The sequence below is a fragment of the Hyphomicrobium sp. genome (genome assembly GCF_041674905.1).
Taxonomy (GTDB): Bacteria; Pseudomonadota; Alphaproteobacteria; order Rhizobiales; family Hyphomicrobiaceae; genus Hyphomicrobium_B.
Map to the genome: position 1 here is coordinate 63234 of NZ_JBAYUV010000004.1, position 19005 is coordinate 82238.

The 19005-nt window shown below is 61.8% G+C and carries 15 protein-coding genes; 6 read left to right on the plus strand and 9 right to left on the minus strand.

All coding sequences use genetic code 11. The features are described from left to right. Positions 1–20 precede the first annotated feature (20 nt). The 6 genes from WC026_RS02760 to WC026_RS02785 all read right to left on the minus strand — a co-directional run bounded on the left by WC026_RS02760 (position 21) and on the right by WC026_RS02785 (position 6623). Positions 21–587 carry a hypothetical protein gene (locus WC026_RS02760; RefSeq protein WP_372709275.1) on the minus strand — a complete coding sequence of 189 codons (567 nt, stop codon included), beginning with the start codon at positions 585–587 and terminating at the stop codon, positions 21–23. Further along, entirely contained in the window at positions 584–1012 is a 429-nt protein-coding gene (locus tag WC026_RS02765) for an NAD(P) transhydrogenase subunit alpha (protein ID WP_372709276.1), read from the minus strand. The genes WC026_RS02760 and WC026_RS02765 overlap by 4 nt, the downstream gene beginning before the upstream one ends. 105 nt (positions 1013–1117) lie before the next feature. Next, positions 1118–2260 (minus strand): Re/Si-specific NAD(P)(+) transhydrogenase subunit alpha, encoded by a 1143-nt coding sequence (locus tag WC026_RS02770; RefSeq protein ID WP_372709277.1) that lies wholly within the window; start codon positions 2258–2260, stop codon positions 1118–1120. A gap of 108 nt (positions 2261–2368) precedes the next feature. After that, positions 2369–2512: an aa3-type cytochrome c oxidase subunit IV gene (locus tag WC026_RS02775; RefSeq protein ID WP_372709278.1), complete on the minus strand. Its 144-nt coding sequence runs from the start codon at positions 2510–2512 to the stop codon at positions 2369–2371. A gap of 168 nt (positions 2513–2680) precedes the next feature. Then, positions 2681–4591: a potassium transporter Kup gene (locus WC026_RS02780; RefSeq protein ID WP_372709279.1), complete on the minus strand. Its 1911-nt coding sequence runs from the start codon at positions 4589–4591 to the stop codon at positions 2681–2683. Between the two features lie 184 nt (positions 4592–4775). Continuing rightward, positions 4776–6623 (minus strand): M3 family oligoendopeptidase, encoded by a 1848-nt coding sequence (locus tag WC026_RS02785; RefSeq protein WP_372709280.1) that lies wholly within the window; start codon positions 6621–6623, stop codon positions 4776–4778. Positions 6624–6981: 358 nt separating this feature from the next. On the opposite strand from WC026_RS02785, the gene WC026_RS02790 reads away from it, so the two are divergent. The 3 genes from WC026_RS02790 (at position 6982) to WC026_RS02800 (ending at position 12550) form a co-directional block, all read left to right on the plus strand. Further along, a complete protein-coding gene (locus tag WC026_RS02790) occupies positions 6982–8490 on the plus strand; it encodes a sigma-54-dependent transcriptional regulator (protein ID WP_372709281.1) in 1509 nt (502 codons plus the stop codon). Between the two features lie 334 nt (positions 8491–8824). Then, positions 8825–10789 carry a murein L,D-transpeptidase gene (locus WC026_RS02795; RefSeq protein WP_372709282.1) on the plus strand — a complete coding sequence of 655 codons (1965 nt, stop codon included), beginning with the start codon at positions 8825–8827 and terminating at the stop codon, positions 10787–10789. A gap of 222 nt (positions 10790–11011) precedes the next feature. Next, entirely contained in the window at positions 11012–12550 is a 1539-nt protein-coding gene (locus WC026_RS02800; protein WP_372709283.1) for a DUF882 domain-containing protein, read from the plus strand. Between the two features lie 37 nt (positions 12551–12587). Here WC026_RS02800 and WC026_RS02805 read toward each other — a convergent pair whose 3' ends face one another. The 3 genes from WC026_RS02805 to WC026_RS02815 form a co-directional block, all read right to left on the minus strand. Continuing rightward, positions 12588–13517 carry a LysR substrate-binding domain-containing protein gene (locus WC026_RS02805; RefSeq protein ID WP_372709284.1) on the minus strand — a complete coding sequence of 310 codons (930 nt, stop codon included), beginning with the start codon at positions 13515–13517 and terminating at the stop codon, positions 12588–12590. 312 nt (positions 13518–13829) lie between these two features. Next, positions 13830–14123 (minus strand): DUF2312 domain-containing protein, encoded by a 294-nt coding sequence (locus WC026_RS02810; protein WP_372709285.1) that lies wholly within the window; start codon positions 14121–14123, stop codon positions 13830–13832. Positions 14124–14998: 875 nt separating this feature from the next. Then, positions 14999–15307 (minus strand): DUF1244 domain-containing protein, encoded by a 309-nt coding sequence (locus WC026_RS02815; RefSeq protein WP_372709345.1) that lies wholly within the window; start codon positions 15305–15307, stop codon positions 14999–15001. 179 nt (positions 15308–15486) lie between these two features. Between WC026_RS02815 and WC026_RS02820 the strand changes: the two genes are divergently transcribed. The 3 genes from WC026_RS02820 (at position 15487) to pyk (ending at position 18737) form a co-directional block, all read left to right on the plus strand. After that, on the plus strand, positions 15487–16782 hold the full coding sequence (locus WC026_RS02820) for a glycerate kinase (protein ID WP_372709286.1): 1296 nt from the start codon (positions 15487–15489) through the stop codon (positions 16780–16782). Between the two features lie 66 nt (positions 16783–16848). Then, a complete protein-coding gene (locus tag WC026_RS02825; protein WP_372709287.1) occupies positions 16849–17295 on the plus strand; it encodes a DUF1036 domain-containing protein in 447 nt (148 codons plus the stop codon). Continuing rightward, the gene (gene pyk, locus WC026_RS02830) at positions 17292–18737 is read left to right on the plus strand and encodes a pyruvate kinase (protein ID WP_372709288.1); all 1446 of its coding nucleotides are present in this window, start codon (positions 17292–17294) and stop codon (positions 18735–18737) included. Before WC026_RS02825 ends, pyk begins: the two co-directional genes overlap by 4 nt. Positions 18738–19005 lie beyond the last annotated feature (268 nt).

Genomic DNA, 19005 nt, shown 5'->3' on the forward strand with positions numbered 1-19005 from the left:
GTTCATGGCGGAGGTACGCATCAGTTCAGCGTCTCCGTGGTGCTCTCGGGAAATTTCTCGGCGACAAAATTTGGGTAGGCTTCGCGCAGAAGCATGACCTGTTGATCTTCGCTGACGCGCACGAGATACCAAGTTTCTCCGTCAAGCAGCGCCAGCGTGTGCGTCGAAACCTTGAAGCGCTGGCCTTCGACGTTGAGAGAAACCTTGGTCGGGATCAGCGCATAAGGATCGCCATTAGGCGTTTCCTTGAACGCTGCATGCTCCACGTCCATGCTGAAGTCCTCGAACGGGGCTTCCTGCATCGTCGACTTCAGCATGCGCGTCATCGTTTCACGGATCACGGCGGCGTTGATATTCGCCTTCTTGGCGAGGAGGTCAAAAATTCTCGGCGGGACGGTTTGCGAGATGCGGTCGATATTGGCGGACTTGATGGCGCCGTTGAAGTCGCTGACCGTTGTTGAAAGCGACGTCTTCTCCGCATCGCTCAGCGCGCGCGCGTGGCTTGCGCCAGCCAGCGCCAGCGTCAGGCTCAACGCCAGGGCGATGGCCGCGCCTAAAATCCGGAAAATCGAGCCGAGGCCGGTCATTTTTTCGGTGCGTCTTTCTTTTTGTACATCGAGAGCATCCGATTGGTGACGAGGAAGCCGCCGAAGATGTTCACGGAGGCCATCGTCAGCGCGAGAAACCCGAAGATCTTGGCCACCACGCTGTCGGCGGCCGTCAGAGATACACCGACCGCCAGCAGAGCTCCGACGACGATGACGGAGGAAATCGCGTTCGTGACGCTCATCAGCGGCGTGTGCAGCGCCGGGGTCACGGACCAGACGACGTAATAGCCGACGAAGATCGCGATGATGAAGACCATGAATTCGTAGACCGCAGGGCTGACCGGACCGCCACCCTCGGACGCGAAGGCCGCGGTCGGAAGCAACAGCGCCGCGATCAGCGCCGGCAGGAAAGTGCGTCCTGCGGGGGTTGGGTGAAGCGCCTCTAGAGATTTTCCCTTCGGCATTTTGACACTCCAAATGATCGTTCGAACGGCGTGTTTCGTATCGTTTAGGTCCCCCGCCCGCGCCCTCCCCGTAATGGCGAGGGGCGTGCAGCGGCGGCTCAAATTCTAGCTTGCCTGCGTCTGCAAATTGGGATGGACGATCTGGCCGCCCTTGGCGACCAGCGTGCCCTTGATCAGTTCGTCGTCCCAATTGACCGCCAGCGTCTTTTCCTTCTTGTCGAACATCGTCCCGTCGAGGAACGCGAGAAGGTTCTTGGCGTAGAGGCTCGAAGCGTTGACGGCGATGCTGCCCGCAAGGTTGAGGGGCGCGAAAATCCTGACGCCGTTCGGCGTCTCGATCGTCTTGCCGGGTTCCGTCAACTCGGTGTTGCCGCCGCGCTCGGCCGCGAGATCGACGATCACCGCGCCCGGCTTCATGCTCTCGATCATGGCACGCGAAATGAGCTTTGGGGCCGGGCGGCCGGGAATCAGCGCAGTTGTAACGACGAGATCCTGATTCTTGACGTGTTGCGCGACAAGCTCGGCCTGTTTGACCTGATACTCCGCGCTCATCGGCTTGGCGTAGCCTGCCGCTGTCTGGGCCTGCTTGAACTCGTCGTCCTCGACAGCGATGAATTTCGCGCCCAAGGACTGAACCTGCTCTTTGGTTGCGGGGCGAACGTCCGTCGCCGTCACCTGCGCACCGAGGCGGCGCGCCGTCGCGATCGCCTGCAGACCCGCGACGCCGACACCCATGATGAACGCCTTCGCGGCTGGAACGGTGCCAGCCGGAGTCATCATCATCGGCAGCGCCTGGCCGAACATCGCCGCACCGTCGATGACGGCCTTGTAGCCTGCGAGGTTTGCCTGGCTGGACAGCACGTCCATCGACTGGGCGCGCGTCGTTCTCGGCATGAATTCCATCGAGAAGACCGTGGCGCCGGTGCCGGCAAGCGCTGCAAGCGCCGCCCGGTCGCCGTAAGGGTCAATCATCGCGGCGACGATGGCGCCGGGCTTCAACGCGGCGACATCCTCAATGCTCGGCCGCCGGACGGCGAGGAGAATGTCGGCGCCGTGAAGCGCTTCCGAGCGAGTCACGGTCTCCGCGCCAGCGGCCCGATAAGCGTCATCGGAGAAGCGCGATCTCGCTCCAGCCCCCGATTCGATACGCACCTTGGCGCCAAGCGCGGTGAATTTCTTCACCGTATCGGGCGAAACCGCAATGCGTGGTTCGTCCGCCGATTCACTGGTGACAGCTATCGTGACCATGTCTCAGCCCAATTGAATTGAAGTGATGTGGCCGGAAGCCGGGATCAGAAAGGGCAGAACCCGTGAGAGCCTGCCCCGCATGAAGTCACTTGCGTGGCCTGTGGGGCCTCAGACCAAGAAGACTTTCATGCCGAGAAGTATGAGTGCCGCGAATATGATGCCAAATTTCGCAAACCGCAGGAAACCGGCATAGGTTTTCTGATGCTCTGAATAGTCCATGGCAGAGTGGCCGTTCGAATAATCGACACTCACGTTTCTTCTCCCCGGATGCGGATCAGTATTTTCTACCCAGGTAGGTACCTTAAGACTTCGCGTGCTTCAAGTAATTCAGCGGCTTGACTTTTGGTACATGAGGCAGTCCGCCCCGCGCCTTTCGGAGGAGAAGCGGTTGCACCGGCGGCCGCCGCAGCCGCCCCGGGGCTAAATCGCGACCTGGGTTCCGACCTCGACGACACGGTCGGTGGGGATTTGGAAATAGGTCGTGGCGTCCTCGGCGCTGGCGGCAAGGAGGATGAACAGGCGCTCCTGCCAGCGCGGCAATTCCGACTTCGGCGTCTTGCGCAAGGAGCGGCGCGACAGGAAGAACGAGGTTGCTCCGATATCGATGTTGCAATCCTTGCGGCGGGCGTGCTCGAGGATTTTCGGCACGCTCGGCGTTTCCATGAAGCCGTAGCGGGCAACGATACGGATGAAATGATCGGAAATGCGCTCGATCGTGATCCGTTCATGGCGCGCGACGCGCGGCGTTTCCACCGTGCGAATGGACAGCAGAATATTGCGTTCGTGCATGACGCGATTGTGCTTCAGGTTGTGCATCATGGACGTTGGGGCGGCATAGGGATCGCCGGTCAGGAATACCGCCGTTCCGGGTACACGGTGCGGAGGTTTGGCTTCGAGCTTGCGCACGAGCCAATCGAGATCGGCCTCGTTGCGCTTCGTCAGCTTAACCAGCAGTTTCGAACCCTTGACCCAACTGAACATGATGATCGCCAGCATCAAGGCGATGACGAGCGGCACCCAGCCGCCTTCAAACAGCTTGAGCACGTTGGCTGAGAAGAATGCCTGTTCGATCATCAGCAGCGGAATGACAACCAGGGCGACGCGCCATAGCGGCCATCGCCAGCACTTCCAGATCACGAAGAAGGCCATCAGCGTATCGATGACCATGGCGGCCGTAACCGAAACGCCATAAGCGGCCGCAAGATTGGACGATGTGCGGAACGCGAAGATTGCCAGCACGACGAAGACGAACAGCATCCAGTTGACGCGCGGAATATAGATCTGGCCCGCGATGCTCTCGGACGTGTGGCGGATTTCGAAGCGCGGAATGAGCCCGAGCTGGATGGCCTGGCGTGTCAGAGAAAACGCGCCGGTAATGACAGCCTGGCTGGCGATCACAGTCGCGAACGTCGAAAGGATCAGCATCGGGATCAGGGCGAACTGCGGATAGAGACGGTAAAACGGATTCTCGATGGCGTTCGCGTCGTTCATGACGAGCGCGCCCTGGCCGAAGTAGTTCAGGACCAGCGCCGGCATCACAAAATAGAGCCACGACACCGTGATCGGCCTGCGGCCGAAGTGGCCAAGGTCGGCGTAGAGCGCTTCGGCGCCGGTGCAGGCTAGAAACACAAGGCCCATGACGGTCAGCCCGAGCACGCCGTTGGAATAGACGAATTCGATGCCGTAAAGCGGGTTCAGAGCCAGAAGAACGTGCAGGTTGTCGGCGATGTGCATCAGGCCGCCAAGCGCCAGAACGGCGAACCAAACCACCATGATGGGGCCGAAAAACCGGGCAACCCTCGCCGTGCCGTGGGACTGCATCCAGAACAGCACCGTCAGCACGATCAGAGCCACCGGAATGACGGCGACCTCGAACTGCGGCGCGATGAGCCGCAAGCCTTCGACGGCCGAGAGGACCGAAATTGCAGGCGTGATGACCGCGTCGCCGTAAAAAAACGAGGCGCCGGCGATCCCGAGAGCCCCAAGCAAGGGAGCGCTGCGGCGGGCCACAGTCTGGCCGAGGGCCATCAAGGCGAACATGCCGCCCTCGCCCTTGTTGTCGGCACGCAGCAGCAGGAGCACGTACTTGATCGTCACGACCAAGGTCATGCTCCAGAAGATCAGCGACAACACGCCGAGCGTCGCCTCCGCTACAGTAGCGTGGTGCGATGCCGCCGTGATCGCTTCCTTGAAGGCGTAAAGCGGACTCGTACCGATGTCGCCAAAGACGACGCCGACGGAGCCTAAAGCCAGAGCCCAGAAGTTTTTATCGTCGTGCCCCTCTGCCGCACCGAAGTCCGCGGCGGGGAGAGAGGCTTGCGGTTGTGCCATTCAGGCGCCTCAACCTGTGGAAAAGCTGCGATGCAGCAAAGTGGCGGGGGTCTACTCCGACAGGGTGGGAATGGGAAGCAACAAAATCGACCGCCCCCCGCCTGCGACAGGTTGACAATGCGCCGGGCGCCGGATTCGTTTCCCGGCGCTTTCGTAATTTCCCGCCAGCGTGCCCAATATGCACTCACGCCATGGTTTCAAGCTCGTCAATCATCCCCTCGATGACTTTCAGCCCCTTGTTCCAGAATTCAGGATCGCGGGCGTCCAGGCCGAACGGGGCGAGCAACTCGGAATGGTGCTTCGATCCTCCGGCTTTCAGCAGGTCGAAGTATTTCGCGACAAAGCCCGGATGGGCTTCCGCGTAGAGGCCGTAAAGCGAGTTCACGAGGCAGTCGCCGAAGGCATAGGCGTAAACGTAGAACGGCGAGTGGATGAAGTGCGGAACGTAGGTCCAGAACACTTCGTATCCGGGCTTGAGATCAATCGCCGGCCCTAGGCTTTCAGCCTGGACTTCGAGCCAGATGGCGTTGATCCGGTCGGACGTCAGCTCGCCTTGCCGCCGCTCCTCGTGGACTTTGCGCTCGAACGTGTAGAACGCGACCTGGCGCACGACCGTATTGATCATGTCCTCGACCTTGCCCGCGATCATCGCCTTGCGTTCGCGCTTGTCCTTCGTGTCGGCGAGGATGGCCTTGAACGTCAGCATCTCGCCGAAGACGGATGCCGTTTCGGCGAGCGTCAGCGGCGTCGGAGCGAGAAGCGGGCCCTGGGCGCGCGCCAGCCACTGATGCACGCCATGGCCGAGCTCGTGCGCCAGCGTCATCACATCACGCGGTTTGCCGAGGTAGTTCATCATCACGTAGGGATGGACCGACGGCACGGTCGAGGCGGAAAAAGCGCCCGGCGCCTTGCCCGGTTTCACCGCCGCGTCGATCCAGTTCTTGTCGAAAAACTGCTTGGCGATCGTCGCCATTTCAGGCGCGAAATTGCCGTAGGCTTTGAGGACAATCTTCTCGGCTTCCGCCCAGCCGATCGTGCGCTCGGGCTTGTCGGGCAACGGTGCGTTGCGATCCCACGACGCCAGCTTCTTCTTGCCGAGCCACTTGGCCTTCATCGCGTAATAGCGATGCGAAAGCTGCGGATAGGCGGCGCGGACACTTGCAACCAGCGCGTCGACGACAGGGGCCTCGACCCGGTTCGCGAGGTTGCGGCTGTCGGCGACATCCTTGAAGCTGCGCCAGCGGTCGGAAATTTCCTTGTCCTTTGCCAGCGTGTTGGTGATCAGCGTGAACAGCGGCAGATTGGCCTTGAAAACCTTGCTCAAGGCTTCGGAGGCGGCCTTGCGCTTCTTTTCATCGGGGCTCGACAGGAAATTCAGCGTCAGCTCGAGCGTCAGCGGTGTTTTTTCGCCTTTGACCTCGAACTTCAGCGCGGACATCGTCTCGTCGAACAGACGGTTCCAGGCGCCGCGGCTCGTCTGCGATTTCTCCGTGAAAAGCCGTTCGATCTGTTCATCGAGCTGATGCGGCTTTTCCTTGCGAAGGTCTTCGAGCCACGGCTTGTAGCGCTTCAAGTCCTTGTGCTTGACCGCCGCGTCGATCGTCGCGTCGTCGATCTGGTTCAGCTCAAGCTCGAAGAAAATCAGGTCCGTGTAGAGTTTCGTCAACGCTTCGGAGACGTCGCCGTTGAACTTGGCGCGCACCGGATCGGTCTGATTGAGCACGTAGTAAAGACCCGAATACGATCCGAGCTTGCCGACCAGATCCGACAGCTTTTCATAGTCCTTGATCGCACCCGCGAGCTTGCCGCCGTCCTTAGCGAGGTCGCCGAGACGGCCTTGATATGCCGTCTTGATGCGCGCCGCTTCCTTCGCCGCAGCCTTGAGATCGCGCTGAACCTCCGGCGCGTCGGGCGCCTTGTAAAGATCGCTCAAGTCCCATTCCGGCATCGCGCCAAGCCGCGGCGCTTTCGTCGAGCGGCTGGATACGGCTCGCGGCGCGGACGTCGATTTGCGGGAAGGTTCGCGGCCCATGGAATTCCTTTCGGGGGACTTGGTGGTGGCTGGGAGGGTGAGTGGCTGGGAGCGTTATCACACCCGCAGCGAAACAAATTTGGCGATCGGCCGGCGAGCGCGCAAGGCCTTGCTGACCGCCATCCCCGTCCGCGAAGCCACACGCCCGACGGATTAGCAGCCGGAGTGCCAACTTTTCATGGTGTTTTAACTCGCTCAAAAAATGCAGCACGCGGAAACGATCCATTTACTCAAATACGTCACTCTCGCCCCTGTTGCGTTATTTGCCGGTCACCGAATGTCAGAAGCTGGGTCAATCCCGGCTCGGCGCCAGGGGGAGACGGCGCCCAGTGTCAGTAAATGTAAAGTTGCGTGCCCCATGTCCAAGCGTGTTCTGATCGTTGATGACGATCCTGCCCAACGGCGTATTCTCGAAGAGACGGTCAAGCGTTTCGGCTTCGAAACCAAGACGTGCGGTTCGGGCGAACAGGCCCTGCAAATTCTCGAATCCCAGGATCGCGACCCCATCGCGCTGGTGATCCTTGATCTCGTCATGCCCGGCGTCGACGGCATGGCCGTCCTCGAGCGTGTCGGTCACGCACAGGGGATGCCGCCGATCATCGTGCAGACCGCGCACGGCTCCATCGAGACGGCGATCAACGCGATGCGGCGCGGCGCGGTCGACTTCGTCGTCAAACCGGCGTCGCCGGAGCGGCTCGAAGTTTCGATCAAGAGCGCGCTGAAAATTGAAGCCCTGGCGGGCGAAATCAACCGTATCAAGAAGAAGGTCGAAGGCACGCTGACGTTCAGCGACCTCGTCATGCGCGGCGACACGATGAAACGCGTCATCTCGCTCGGCAAGCGCGCGGCCGCATCGACCATTCCGGTTCTCATCGAAGGCGAAAGCGGTGTCGGCAAGGAATTGATCGCACGCGCCATCCAGGGCGAGAGCGATCGCGTGGGCCGTCCGTTCATCACCGTCAACTGCGGCGCGATCCCCGAGAACCTCGTCGAAAGCATCCTCTTCGGGCATGAAAAGGGTGCGTTCACCGGAGCCGTCGACAAGCGGATCGGCAAATTCCAGGAAGCCGACGGCGGAACGCTGTTCCTCGACGAAGTCGGCGAACTCCCCCTCGACGCGCAGGTGAAGCTGCTGCGCGCGCTGCAGGAAGGCGAGATCGATCCCGTCGGGTCGAAGAAGCCCGTGAAGGTCAACTTCCGGCTGATCTCGGCGACGAACCGCGACATGATCCAGCAGGTCAAAGACGGCAAGTTCCGCGAAGACCTTTATTACCGGCTGAACGTGTTCCCGATCTTCGTGCCGCCGCTGCGCGAACGCATCGATGACGTGCCGGAGCTGGCGCGGCATTTCGCGGCCCGGTTCGCTGCCGAAGAAGGCAAGCGCGTCGCTGCGATTTCCGAGCGCGCCATGTCGCTGCTGCAGGCCTACTCGTGGCCGGGCAACGTGCGTCAGCTCGAGAATACGATTTTCCGCGCCGTCGTGCTTGCGGATGGGCCGGAGTTGACGGTCGCGGAGTTCCCGCAGATCGCCGCTCATGTCGACGGTTTCGAGACGGAAATTCCGGCGGCGCCCGCAACGGTTCAGAAGCAACCCGCCTACACGGGACCAGCGCTCATCGGTGCGGAGAATACGGTTCCCCATACGGTTGAAATGAAATCGCCGTCATCGGGCAGTTCGCTCGGCATTCAGGCGGTCGCAGAGGACGGAGAGATCCGTTCGCTCGAAGCGATCGAGGCCGACATGATCCGCTTGGCGCTCGGACGTTATCGCGGACACATGACCGAAGTCGCCAAGAGGTTGAACATCGGCCGCTCGACGCTTTACCGGAAAATGCAGGAATACGGCCTCGAGCCGAGGCCGAACTGAGGTTTCCGTCCGCGTAACTGCGGACGGGACTGCATGTGCGCGGGTCCGGTGGGACGGCCGCGCGCAACCGGAGCGCATCCGTGCCACCACCATACCTCCGTCGGCTCGACATCACGCTTGTCGAACCCAAGCGAGTGCGAACCCCCCTGTCGCCCTCGACGCAAAAGCCTCGGCTGCATCCGGGGCTTTTGCATTTTCTGGCGACGCGGAAGCGGCAACACTTTCGCCATAGCTTCATGCAATACAGTTATCCGGCCATCGGGCTGGTCAGGCAGAATGCCGGCGGCTATCAGTGAACTTCGCAGGCTCCGACGGGTGGAAGGTAAAATTCGTAATGCGGGTGTCGTGTCTCGTTGCAGTCGGCCTGTTGCTGGGCTGCGGTTCTGTTTCGACCGTGTACGCGGCAAACACCGAAGAAAGCTCGGAAGGTTCGCCCACTGCGCGCGGCGACACCGAAACCGCGATGCGGCCGCAATCCGCGCCGACGGAGGCGCCTTCAGCCAATGCCACAGCCGAACCGGTCAAGCCCGACGAACCTGCTCCTTCCGTAGCCGCATCCGATCATCTCGTTTATCCGCAGGTCGGGCGCTACCTGGACGCGAATAAGAAGAAGCTGTTCGCCAATATCGATGGCGGCGATCGTGAGGCGCTGACGCAATTTTATGCGGCGCGCATGGGCGCGGCGCTGTGGGTCGACAAGAGCGGATATACTCCAGACGCTCAAAGCCTGATGACGACTCTTCGCGATGCGGACAACTGGGGGCTGCGCTCTCAAGACTATAAAATTCCCGACCTCAAGGCAGCGGCGGACGGCGGCTACAGCCTCGACGATCTAACGGACGCCGAGACGCGGCTATCGCTCAGCGCGCTGGCCTATGCGCGCGATGCGCGTGGCGGCCGGATCATCAACCCGCCCGAGCAGCTTTCGGCCTATCTCGATCGCAAGCCGCAGCTGATCGCGCCGCGAACGGTCATCGAGGCGCTGGCCTCGGCGACGGACAAGGGCGCTTATCTCAAATCGCTGCAACCGCAGCACAAGCAGTTCGAATTGCTGCGTCAGAAGCTTCTGGCCCTCCGATCTGGCGGCAACGGCGAAACGGTAAAAATTCCGGATGGCGCGAACATCGCGCCCGGTAAAAGCAGTCCGCAGATCGTGCTGATCCGGAAGGCTCTGAAGGTTGCGCCGCCGCCGGCCAATGCCGATGGCAAGCCCGTCGATGAAAGCTATTTCGACGACGAGCTGGCGCGCGCGGTCAAAGCCTACAAGATCGAGAAGGGCATCGAGCCTGCGACGCCAACGATCACGACGGCGCTTCGCCGTTCGTTGAACGGCGGCGACGGTATCATCGAAGCAAAGCTGCTCGCCAATATGGAAGAGTGGCGCTGGATGCCGGACGACCTCGGCGACTTCTACGTCACGGTCAACATTCCCGACTTCAAAGTCCGCGTCGTCAAAAATGGCGAAGTGGTCTTCGATGAGCGCATCGTCACCGGCAGCGTCAACCGGCAAACGCCGATCTTCTCCGATATGATGCGCACCATCGTTTTCCAGCCGCGCTGGAACGTGCCGGATTCGATCAAGGTCAAGGAATTGCTGCCTGGCCTCCGGGCCGGTGGCGATCCGCTTCGCCGCCAGGGTCTGGTGATGGAACGCAACGGCCGCCGCATCAGTGCGACGAGCATCAATTGGTATCGGAGCGATATCCGGAACTTCCACGTCTATCAGCCGCCGAGCGGCGGAAACGCGCTTGGCGTCGTAAAATTCCTGTTCCCGAATGCGCACGCCGTTTACCTGCACGACACACCGAGCAAGGGGCTGTTCAACGAGAGCGTCCGGGCGTTCAGCCACGGCTGCATGCGTGTGCGCAATCCGCTGCAGCTTGCGGAGGTCGTCCTGGCTCAGGACAAAGGCTGGGATAAAAGCGCGGTCAACGAACTCGTCACTAAGGGGCCGGAAGAAAACGAAATCGCGCTCGACCGGCCGATCCCCGTCCACATCACCTATTTCACCGCGCGCGCCGGCGATGATGGTGCGATCGAGAGTTTCGGCGACATCTACGGCCACGAAAAGCGCATCACGCTGGCGCTCGCAGGCAAGTGGAATCAGATCGACGTCACCAAGGAACCGAAGGTCACGCCGGACGATATCGGCTTCGACGAATACGCCGACAGCCGGCGGCGCAATGACGATGACTGGTTCGGCATGAGTGACAACGACGACCGCGACCGCCGCAAGCGCGGTAAAAAGTACGACGGCGGGCTCAATAACTTCTTCCAGAAGGTCCTCGGCGGCCTCTGAGTACGCCACATCATCCGCTCACTGACGGGGCTATCCGACTGTTCGGCTAGCCCCTTTTTGCGCGGGCGAGCACCCCCGCCCTTTTGTCGCCCCTTCCCGGTCGTTAGATGCGTGCGCCGGATAGTTACCGGGTCTTAAGGGTTTTGGGGTTAACCCATTGGGAGCCGAGCATTGTCGGCCCCAGTCGGGCTCGGGGGTTTTGCGTAGGGACGGGGGAATTTCGTGGCTCTTCGCCGCACAGGCGTCGTTTTAGGTTTTGCTGCGCTGGCCGCGGCCACGTTCCTGCATGCCGATAACATCACGGCTGCCGGGCCAGCCAACGAGCGCACGATCTCGTTTTATCACATCCATACGCACGAACGCCTGACGGTTACGTACAAGCGTGGCACGCAATACGATCCCGAGGCCCTGAAGCAGATCAACTGGATCATGCGCGACTGGCGCAAGAACGAGGTCAAGGAGATTTCTCCGGCGACCATCGATCTTGCCTGGGAGATGCACGAGGAACTCGGCTCCAAGGAGCCGATCAATATCATTTGCGGCTATCGCTCGTCGGGTACGAACGAGATGCTGCGGCAGACGCGCGGCGGGCAGGCCAAGGCGAGCCAGCACATCACCGGCAAAGCCATCGACATCACCTTCCCCGACGTTCCGCTCAAAAGAATGCGCTACTCGGCGTTGATCCGCGAACGCGGCGGCGTCGGCTATTATCCGACGTCCGGCATTCCGTTCGTCCACGTCGATACCGCGAACGTCCGGATGTGGCCGAGGATGCCGCGCTATGAGCTGGCGCTGCTATTTCCGAACGGGCGTTCGAAATACGTGCCGACCGACGGGCGTCCGATCACGCCGGGCGACGTGCAAGCCGCGCAGAGCAAGAATCGTGAGCTTGCCGTCCAAGTTGCGGATTTCTTTCGTGCGCGATTGACGCCCGGCTCGCGCACAATGGTCGCCTCGGCGGAATTCGGAACCGGCAGCAAGCGTCTCTCGGTCGTCGCCTCTCTCGGCGGCGGCTCGACACGGCGCAGCGTCAATCTGACGACGGAGCCTGATCCGGCGATCAAAGATCCGAAGCCATTCGCCCCGGCGCGGGTCGCGTCTCTGTCTCCCGCCGTCATCGGCGAGGGCGCCCCGCATCTCGTGTCGACACCGCGTGCCGTCGAGCGTCCGTCGCGCTTCACGCCGACGCCGTCGAAAGCCGACCGTTCGAAGCTCGATGCGCTGGTCATGGCGGCCGCGACGACGCCGATACCGGAACTGGTCGCGGGTCCGAAACCGGCCGTGCGTCCGCAAAAGGCACTGGCCGCCGCGGCATTGGCTGAATCCGGCCATGCGCCGAAAGCTCAGCCGACGGCGCGCGTCGCGAGCCTCGATCCGGCCGCCGCAGCCAGCGTTTCCGACATGAGTCCGGACAGCCTCGGCAACGGCTGGGCGGAAGCTCCGGCATTCGATGAGGATCATCCGGAAGAGCTGGCTTACAGGCCGTTTCCGCTGGCGCCGCTCCTGACCGACAATGCCGAAGCGCGCGATGCGCCGCTCGCGGACCTGCAGCGTCCGGACGTTGCGGCGACGCTTGACGCCCTCGATGACAGGGGCAGCATTCCTCCGATGAAGTTCCGGCCTGGCCAGCAGTTCGCCGAGGAAATGTGGGCGCAGCAGTTCCAGGGCAAGGCCGTACATGCCGAAGCGCTGATGGAGTTGGCGCAGCGTCCGCCGCCGTCAGGCATTGAGAGCCGCTCCGTACAGACCAGCGCGCGCTGATCCGGCTTTAAGGTCGCGTCGCGGGAATTCTGCCTGCTCAGGCCTGCATCGCCGAGGCGCCGCGTTTCAGCGAGGCTTGCCAGGCGACCGAGATCAGCTTCGATAGAGCCAGGAAATCTTCGCGTCTCGGGCTTGTGCGGCGCCAGGCAAGGCCGATCTCGCGCGACGGCTCCGGCTCGACGAAGCGCATGACTTTGATCTCACGATTGCGCCCTTCGACCCCGACGCAAATCTCCGGCAGCAGCGTGATCCCGAGACCGGCCGAGACCATCTCGACGATCGTCGACAGGCTCGACGCGCCAAACGTGTTGACGGCATCGACCTGCCTCAAGGTGCAATAAGTCAATGCCTGATCGCGGAGGCAGTGCCCTTCTTCGAGCAACAGCAGCCGATCGCCCTCGACCATGTCCTTGGTGGCCCGCACGCGGCCCGACAGTTTTTTCGATTTCGGAACCGCCAGCAAAAAGCGGTCGTCGAAGATCGACAATGTTTCGACGTCGGAATTCTTGATCGGCAGCGCCAGCAGCAGGACATCGAGCTTGCCTTCGACAAGCTCGTCGGTCAGCAGCTGGGTCTGCGTCTCCCGAACGTGGAGTTCGAGATTCGGGTATTTGTCTTTCAGCAGAGGCAACAGCGGCGGCAGCAGGTACGGCGCGACGGACGGGATGACGCCGAGACGTAGCACGCCGGAAAGAATGCCGCCGGTGTGCTGAGCGTAATCGATCAGATTGCGCACGTCATTGAGCAGCCGCTGGGCACGGTTGGCGATTTCCTCGCCCTTGGGGGTCAGCTTGATGCCGTTTCGCGTGCGCTCGACGAGGGAAATACCCAACGAGGCTTCGAGATCCTGGATCTGCATCGAGAGCGCGGGCTGGGTCACCGCGCACGCCTCCGCCGCCCGGCCGAAATGCTGCTCCCGCGCCAGGGCGTCAAAGTACCGTAACTGCTTCAGAGTAACGTGCGCCATCAGCTAGCCTAATGCCCAGAACAAGAAATTGCGATTTGTCCTTATCATAGACTGGGCCTACCTTGCCAGCAACGGATGCGCGGGTGAGGCTTCACTTTTCCGAGCGCAACCGCTGAATGGCAGTCGCGAGGCTGTCTCTGCCAGCGCCGCCTGACCCTATCGCCGAATGGGGACAAGCGGCGCTGCTTTTGTTCAGAGCGTCGATCAAGCAAAAGATCGAGCCGCAGCGACGAATGCCGTGCGGCCCTTTCAATCTTCTTATTTGATGCGGGCTTTTTAGGCTGGCTGGGGCGTTCCGCCCTGGCGGAGCCTTTATTCGGCGGCGATCATCGTGTCGACGACGTGCTCCGCCGGAGCCTGGTCGAGCATGCCCAGCGCATGCATGTAGACTTCCAGGATGCTTTCTTCTTCCTGGCGCTCCTGGTTGGATTTCTTGCGCAGGCGCACGATCTGGCGAAGCGCCTTGACGTCGAAGCCGACAGCCTTCGCCTCCGTGTACTTATCGCGGACGTCGCTTGCGATCTGCTTCTTTTCCTCTTCGAGGCGTTCGATCTGCTCGACGAACTGCCGCAATTGATTTTGCGCCGATGCCTGAAGCGTACTCATGAAGGCTCCTTGCTGATTTCAAGCTTTGCCGGACGCTATCGGCGCGGGCCGGATGCAGCAAGGCGAGAAGCGAAGCAATCCATAGGGATATGTCAGAGGATGCACTTGACGTCGTGAATGCCGCGCACCGACTCAGTCGCCGGGCGTGTGTGCATGTCGTGGATGGCCGCCTGCGCGGCCATGCCGTGTGGGCATGCGTTCAGAGCCTTGGCATAAGCGCGCGCAAAGTTTTGCTCGCGCGCCATGACGTATGTAGGGAAAGTATCGAACCAATAACCGTGGCGACGACGGGACTATGATCCGCTTCCTATTACCGTCACGGCGACGCAGGCGGCCGTCTCCGGCAAGCAAGCCGACGATGCGCGGATCGCAGCGTGGATGGCCGCCTCCGCGGCCATGACGTGAATTATGTCTTTGATGATGTAGCCCATGCGCGGTTGCCTGATAAGTCATCAACGAATGACATCCCAGCGACTGGACTGATCCTTGGTTTCTTACGTCGTTTCAGCCGAACGCCGCGCCTCGGCAATCAACAGCTCCCGGGCCGAGTTTTGATTGCAGCGCAAGACCTTCGCAGACCAAGCACCGATCCCCCGCCGTCACGGCCGCGCAGGCGGCCGTCTCCGGCAAGCAAGCCGACGATGCGCGGATCGCAGCGTGGATGGCCGCCTGTGCGGCCATGACGTGAGGATATGCGTTCAGAACCTTGGCATAAGTGCGCGCAAAGTTTTGTTCGCGCGCCATGACGGCGATAGCTGGCGCGACTAAATCCCGTCGATGCCGCGATTTGCTGGTTCGACATTTCCCACATTCGTCATGGCCGCGCAGGCGGCCATCCACGCGACGTCAGGCAGTGGGACGCGGACTTGGATAGGCTAATGCCCGTGCGGGTGAGATTTTGCGAGGGCCGCCTGCTGCTCGGCGGTCGCTTCCTTCTGATACTTGGCCTGCCACTCGCGATACGGCATGCCGTAGACGATCTCGCGCGCTTCGTCCTTCGATAGCGCGAGGCCCTTGGCCGACGCCGCTTCGGCCATCCAATTCGACAGGCAATTGCGGCAAAATCCGGCGAGATTCATCAGGTCGATGTTCTGGACGTCGGTTCGCTCGCGGAGATGTTCAACGAGCCGCCTGAAGGCCGCCGCCTCCAACTCGAGCGTCGTCTGAGCATCGAAAGACTTCATCATGATCTCCTAGTGAACGTCCCGGACCAACCGGTCCTACCCAGCAAGATAGGCCGGAATTGGCCTGAGGCACAGGCTCGGCGCGCCTTCTATAAGCCTGCGGCCGATGATGCCTTGACGGGGGGAAGGCGATTGCGCAAATCACACCGATAACAAAGTACCAATGGCTGGGGATGGATATGGCAGACGGAACGAACGGCAGCGTTCGCCAGACACTCGGCGCGCTGTTTGAGGCCGCCTACACCACCGCGCATCCCTCCACGTGCCTTCCTCCGCACCTGCCGCCGGTGCCACCGGGCGGGCGCATCATCGTCATCGGCGGCGGCAAGGGCTCTGCGGCTATGGCGGTCGCGGCCGAAGAGCATTACGTCGCCGCCGGAGCCGCTGACGGCATTTCGGGGCTCATCTCGACGCGCCATGGGTTCGGGGTGCCGACGAAGATCATCAAGATCCTGGAGGCCGGGCATCCGGTGCCGGATGCGAACTCGGTCGTTGGGGCACAGAAGGCTATTGAACTCGCGAAGAGCGCCGGACCAAACGATCTCGTTCTGTGCCTGCTCTCGGGCGGGGCGTCGGCGATTTGGGCGGCGCCGGTTCCGGGCGTCAGCTTCGAAGCCAAGCAAGCGCTGACCAAGCAGCTTTTGAAATCGGGCGCGCCGATCTCGGAAATGAATTGCGTCCGGAAGCATATCTCGCAGATCAAGGGCGGCAAGCTCGCGGCGGCTGTCTATCCGGCGAAGCTCCTCACGCTCGCCATCTCGGACGTGCCCGGCGACAATCCGGATGAAATCGGATCGGGGCCGACCGTCGCCGATCGCTCGACGCTCGCCGACGCGCGCGCCGTACTTGCCAAATGGAAGATTACGCCCGATCCCGAGATCGCGCGCGCCCTGGACGATCCGCAAAACGAGACGCTCAAGGCGGGCGATCCAAGGCTTGCGAATTCCAGCTACGCCATCGTCGCCGCGCCGAAAGCCTCGCTCGAGACAGCCGGGCGCATCGCCAGCGATCTCGGCTACCGCGTCGTCATTCTCGGCGACGATCTCGAAGGCGAAGCGCGGGAGGTTGCGCGCAAGCACTCCGAGATGGCGCTCGACGCCAAGCGCCGCGGCGAGAAGATCGCCATCATGTCGGGCGGTGAACTGACTGTCACGGTGCGCGGCAACGGCTCGGGCGGACCGAACCAAGAGTACGCTCTCGGGCTTGCGATCGCACTCAATGGCGAGCCTGGAATTTCCGGGCTTGCCGGTGATACCGACGGCATCGACGGCGGCGGGGGCAATGCCGGCGATCCCGCGGGGGCGATGGTCTTCGCCGATACCCTTGCGCGGGCAGAAGCTTTCAACCTCAATGCTGCCAGAATGCTTGAGAACAACGACTCCACGGGCTTCTTCCGCCCTATTGGCGACCTCATCCTGTGCGGACCTACGCAGACCAACGTCAACGATTTCCGGGTCATTCTCGTCGATCCGTAGGCGAGGTCGTCATCGGCGCGTCGCCAGGCGCATCCGAAACGTACCCGATGCAGACGGAGGGCAAACTTGCCGCCATATTTCATTTCGCGCGCCGCCATGCATCCTCTGGCGCTGTCGCTCGGTCTCCTTCTCTCGGTTAATGTCGCGCATGCCGACCTGAAGTTATGCAATATCACGTCGAGCCGAGTTGGTGTTGCAATCGGCTATCAGGACAAAACCGGCTGGGCGACCGAAGGCTGGTGGAACATCGCCTCGCAGACGTGCGAAACACTGCTCAAGGGTGCGCTGCCAAGCCGCTATGTTTACGTTCACGCCCTCGACTACGATCGCGGCGGCGAATGGGGCGGCAAGAACGATATGTGCACCAGTGAAAAGTCGTTCGCCATCCGGGGGGTTCAGGATTGCGAAAAACGCGGATATAAGCGCACGGGATTTTTTGAAGTTGATACCGGCGAGGCGAAGGAATGGACCATCCGCCTCACTGATCCGGGGCAAGGAAAAGCGGAAAAATGAGACGTAACCGGCGGGTCAAGATCGTTGCAACGCTTGGCCCCGCATCTGCCGCTCCGGAGATGGTGGAACGTCTTTTCATCGCGGGCGTCGACGTTTTCCGGATCAATATGAGCCACTCGTCGCACGATGGCTCAAAGGCGCTTTACAATACCGTTCGCGCATGCGCGGCGCGCCACCGCCATCCGATCGGCATCCTCGCCGACCTGCAAGGCCCCAAGTTCCGCATCGGAAATTTCGAGACCGGGCGCGTGCAGGTCAAATCCGGCTCGATCTTTAAATTCGATCTCGATGAGACGCTCGGCAACAACGAGCGCGTTTACCTGCCGCATACGCAGATTTTTGACGCCATCAAGCCGGGGCACATGCTGGTGCTGGACGACGGCAAACTGCGGATGCGCGTCGTCGAAGCGTCAAAAGTCCAGATCCGCGCGGAAGTCACTACGGGCGGCATGCTGGCGAGCCGCAAGGGCATCTCGATGCCCGATACGCTCCTGCCGATCAGCCCGTTGACCGAGAAAGACAAAGCCGACTTGGCTCATGCCTTGAAGCTCGGCGTCGACTGGGTGGCGCTGTCGTTCGTGCAGCGCGCCGAGGACATTCAGGAAGTCCGCAATCTCATCGGTACGCGGGCCGCGATCCTGTCGAAGATCGAGAAGCCGTCGGCGGTTGCCGATCTTGAAAATGTCATTGCGGCATCCGACGCCATCATGGTGGCGCGCGGCGACCTTGGCGTTGAAATGCCGGTCGAGCGCGTGCCGGGCATCCAGAAAAAGATGACGCGCATGGCGCGCGCCGCAGGCAAGCCCGTCATCATCGCGACGCAGATGCTCGAGAGCATGATCTCGTCGCCGATGCCGACGCGCGCTGAAGTTTCCGATGTCGCCAACGCCGTGTTCGACGGCGCCGACGCGATCATGCTGTCGGCGGAGAGCGCGGTCGGCCAATATCCGGTCGAAGCGATCCAGATGATGGACAAGATCGCCATCGAGGTCGAGCACGACCCAATTTACGAGCCGATGCTTTATGCGACGCAGACCGAGCCGCAGCCGACCGGCGCCGACGCCATCGCCGCCGCCGCCTCGGCGATCGCCGATACGGTGCAGCTCGGCGCCATCGTCTGCTACACGGCGACGGGTTCGACGGTCTTGCGCGTGACGCGTGAGCGGCCGGGCATTCCGGTCATCGGGCTGACGCCGATCGAGTCGACGGCGCGGCGTCTGTCGCTCGTCTGGGGCGTGCAAACGATCCTCACCGGCGACCCCGAGAACCTTTCGCACATGGTGCGTAAAGCGTGCCGCATCGCGTTCGAGGAAGGCCTGGTGAAGGCGCGCGAGGGCGTGCTCATCACGGCGGGCATTCCGCTCGGCAGCCCGGGCGCGACGAACATGATCCGCATCGCGTTCGTGGACGAATCCGGTGCGCCGATCGCGGAAGAAGTGTGAGCCTCGCTCCGCCTCACGTCGATAAATCCAAACATCTATCTCACGTCATGGCCGCGAAGGCGGCCATCCACGCCGTGAGCAGCGTATCGACGGCTTACTTGCCGGAGACGGCCGCCTCCGCGGCCGTGACGGGGGAGGAGGCGGCATGTCTGTTGACCACGCAAAAGTTGGGCTTCGATTGCGCCTCAGGCTAATCGTTCGCAGAATTTCCGGCCTTCAACGCGGGCGTTCTTGATTGGCATTACCGACCCTTCTGCGTCGAACCTGT